Genomic DNA, 3795 nt, shown 5'->3' with positions numbered 1-3795 from the left:
ATTATGCAGGCTTAGAAAATGATTTAGAGGTTGTGATGTTGGATTTATTTTAGATTGTTGATGCACTGTGTGGGCACGGATTGCAAATCCGCGCTATCGTGCGGGGGACATATCCGCGCGATCGGGGGTTTGCAATTCCGCGCTATCGTGCGGGGGACATATCCGCGCGATCGGGGTCCTCGCTATCGTGCGGGGGACATATCCGCGCGATCGGGTATCGGGGCATATCGTACGTAGAGCTATATCCGCGCGATCGGGATGGATAGACTTATCTAGATTTAAAACTTAAACTACTTACCAATTCAGGGTCTCTACCTATCGATATTTCTATTTTTAGCACATCACTTATTATATAATCTATAGTTTCCCTTGGGGAAAATCGTTTAAAATACCCTTTAGGTTTTATTGGAATATCTAGAAAATATTGTTCTATATCATCCGATAAAAATGGAACCTCTAATTTCTTGTTAAAAATAAATATATCGCCTTTATAATAGGGACTACTTTGATACTGATAAGGATAAACATATATACTTGTAATAATTTTATCCTCTAAATAAATTGATATACTTGGAAAATCATTAAATTTTATTCTTTCGGATTCAGGATACGATTGAGAATAATTTTCAAATTCAACAGATATATCACAATATTCTTTAAGCCATTCTTCAATATTCAATCCTACATTAATAGGAATATCTTCGAGGTAAAAATTATCCTCTTTGAAAGAGACCCAATTGATACTACTTAATTTTTTCATATGTCTTGGTTACATCATTAAATTTGTAGTTATATTTAGTTTTTAACGGCTCAACAAATGTTCCATCAGCTTTTGTCCAACCTTGTGTTATTACTTCTATTTCCCTTTGATAAAATCCAGTGGAACTAAATAAAGTGCCAGGCTCGGACAATAATCGAATATCATCACCTCTTGCAAACGCTTGTTCTAAGAATGGTAAGTTATATCTATTCCAAAAAATTTCATTTGCTTCTGCAATTATTTGACTTTCAATTGGACTATTATTGCCTAATTTTTTTAAATTCTTAATTGCATCTACTTTTAGCCCATCATAAGTCGTGGCATCCACATCCAAAATATTAATACCAGCCTTATTTTCCGCACCTCTACCAAAAGCTCCTTCTGGCAAATCATTCTTAATCCATTTAGAACCTGGAGCGTCTAATATGTCATCAAATTTTGCGATACAAGTGGTTGTTTTTTCAGAATTGGTAATAATATCTTTTCCCCAACCTTCATATTTAAAAATTAATCTATTATTCGAAATTTCAGCAACTAATGCTTTTTTGGAGTTAAATAACTTGATTATATTACCTTCTTCAACTGCATTTAAGCCAGCAATGATTAATTTATTATAGGATGTTTTTAAAGCACCCTTAAGGTTTTGAGCAAGACTCCCCGCCCCTTTAAGAGCCTTCCAATTTAAATAGCCTTTAGCACTTTTGATAGCTTCAAGGTTTTTTGAGACTAGATTGAGTTCATTTATATCGGTGCGTATGGAAGGACTTTCGGATTGTAATATTTTCCAAGCCTCAAATCCATTAGGTTTATTTACTATTGTTTTAAATTCTGGATTAGATGAAGATAAATCGTTTGCTAATAACGCAACAATACAATCATTTTGAGAATAGGATGCTAATGAAGAAAAAACAAAGAATAATGAAAGTATAATAAAACTTTTAATTCTGTTCATAATTGTTGATTGAGGGTGTTGATTCTATTTGTAAAACTCCATAAATAGTAAAACCATAATATCCCCTAAATTCATAAATATCAAAAATTAGAAGATAATTATTATTACACTCTTGAGAATTATATATCTGAAATCTGTATGGGAATGGCCTTTTCCTATCTTCTAAATTTTGTAATTTATCAACATCATTTTTAACTAAATCTTTATAATCAATCTTGGCGTTTTCAATTAAAGAATCTAACAAGTCAGAGTCCTTCAGTGAAAGAATAGTTTTATGTTTAACTCCACCATTTCCACAGTAAAAATTAAAGCTTAATTTAGAGTTTTGATTTTCAACAGGAAACGTTCTTTCTCCTATTTGTATTTTTTTTATAATAAAAATTTCATTCATAGTTATTGTTATTTACATAAAATGTCCTTTGGCAAATTTTTTCTATATATTTTCCAAGCTTCTAAACCATTCTCAGGACTAGTTTTTAATAAGTTTTGTAAAGAGGCTGTTTGTTCTATATCTAAACTTAATGATTTTAATTCAGAAGAACTTAAAGTTTCTAATTTGTTTAGAAGTCTTTCAGGAATATCTTTCTGGTTTATCCAAGAATTTAGTTTATTAACATCGTTACCAATATCATTTAATTTATTAAATATTTCATGATCGCCACTTAGTTTTCCATCAATAATAGTTTTATTTACCAATTTTGGATATTTACCATTTGGTGAGCTCTTTATTGTTATTTTTATGTATCCTTCTTCTGATAATTTAGTCATTGTTTTACTATAACCGTCTGAAGCTTTATCGATTAACCACATCGTTTGTTTTCCACCACCAACTCCACCTAATTCTTTAAACCATGGAATGATGGTTGTTGTTTCGGCTTTAAAAGGCAGTGGTTTTAATACTTCTATTTCATAATAAAGATCATATTTATCTTCTGAGAGGTTCAATGCTCTTTGTGAAAATGAATATTTGTTATTATTAAGTATTGGGCTTGTAAAATTACCTGTTAATATTGGTACCCCATTCTCTATTTTTAAAATTGCTCCATAGCGATCGTATTTTCCTGATATTGATTCTACAAACTTATTAAATCCTCCATTCGCAGGAGGCCATATTATTTCAATTGTTTTTCCGTCTATCTCAACTTTTTGAAGATTAATTTTGTATTCTCTAAAAAGAGATTCTAATTTATCCCATTTTTGTTGTTTGTAGTAATTCCAAGCTTCTCCTCTTACAGAACTTGGAATCTTTTCAATATTAGTAAATCTATTATTAAGTGTACCTTCAAAAGCTTTTTGATTTGTAAATAATTCATCTACAACTTTTATTTTAAGAGGATACCACCAAGCTTTAAATTTAGCTATATCAGTCGAATTATTCTTAATATCTTGAGCTTTTGAATTTTTCCATAATGTTTTGAAAGCTGTATAGTCATCTTCAAATCTTACAATATCATCAAGCTCTTTTAAAACATCATCACTAGCATTAGCAAAATCTTCTAAGAATTTAGGTTTTAAAGTTCCTAATGCATTTACCTCGTTTTTCAGTACCACGAATGTAGGAGACTCTAATCGTGAAGCTAATGTTACAGCATCTAGTAACTCTTTTTCTGTTCCTTGTAAAATCTCTTCTGCAGTATTTTTAAGAACTGTTCCATCTTTATTTACGAGAACGGTAATTTTTTGCCCATCTATTTCAATTTCGGCAAGCATGTTTCCATCTTGATCTTTTAGGAAAGCATTGTTTTCGTCTTTCAGAGGTGTTAGCGCTTCTTCAAATCTTGTTTTATTGTCTTTTAATAGCTTTTTTGCTTCTTCAATGGCTTTTGCCATATTGTCAGATAAATCAACTGGAATGGGAATCAAAGTGCAATAAGTTTCCCCTCCAAATTTTACTAGCTTTAAACCAGGTTCAAAGAACGCTTTACCTACTTTGAAAACGAATTTAGTTACATTTCCTGTTTTTACCAACACACATTTTACTAATTTTCCAGCTTTTGCAATAACTTTCCCCATCAACTGTCCTGCAATATCTAGTTTTTCTAGAGTTTGCAGGAAAGTTTTGGCGGCATTGGCCTCGCCTGCA

At 31.4% G+C, this 3795-nt stretch carries 4 protein-coding genes; all 4 read right to left on the bottom strand.

Annotated features, from left to right (window positions below; genetic code table 11):
• Positions 1-268: 268 nt before the first annotated feature.
• Positions 269-760 (bottom strand): hypothetical protein, encoded by a 492-nt coding sequence (locus tag FLB_RS05525; protein WP_064714971.1) that lies wholly within the window; start codon positions 758-760, stop codon positions 269-271.
• Entirely contained in the window at positions 744-1712 is a 969-nt protein-coding gene (locus tag FLB_RS05520) for a hypothetical protein (protein WP_064714970.1), read from the bottom strand. The genes FLB_RS05525 and FLB_RS05520 overlap by 17 nt, the downstream gene beginning before the upstream one ends.
• A complete protein-coding gene (locus FLB_RS05515; protein ID WP_064714969.1) occupies positions 1699-2103 on the bottom strand; it encodes a hypothetical protein in 405 nt (134 codons plus the stop codon). Before FLB_RS05515 ends, FLB_RS05520 begins: the two co-directional genes overlap by 14 nt.
• Before the next feature lie 8 nt (positions 2104-2111).
• Positions 2112-3795, bottom strand: a 1684-nt coding sequence (locus tag FLB_RS05510) for a glycohydrolase toxin TNT-related protein (RefSeq protein WP_064714968.1), incomplete at its 5' end; no start/stop codon positions are given.

The organism is Flavobacterium succinicans, assembly GCF_001662485.1.
In the GTDB taxonomy this organism is placed as follows: domain Bacteria; phylum Bacteroidota; class Bacteroidia; order Flavobacteriales; family Flavobacteriaceae; genus Flavobacterium; species Flavobacterium succinicans_A.
This window is presented reverse-complemented; position numbering and strand designations above follow the sequence as displayed.

What these genes read in the sequence shown, in the direction of transcription:
- FLB_RS05525 (WP_064714971.1), bottom strand. Translation starts at nt 760, where the DNA reads ATGAAAAAATTAAGTAGTATCAATTGGGTCTCTTTCAAAGAGGATAAT.
- FLB_RS05520 (WP_064714970.1), bottom strand. Translation starts at nt 1,712, where the DNA reads ATGAACAGAATTAAAAGTTTTATTATACTTTCATTATTCTTTGTTTTT.
- FLB_RS05515 (WP_064714969.1), bottom strand. Translation starts at nt 2,103, where the DNA reads ATGAATGAAATTTTTATTATAAAAAAAATACAAATAGGAGAAAGAACG.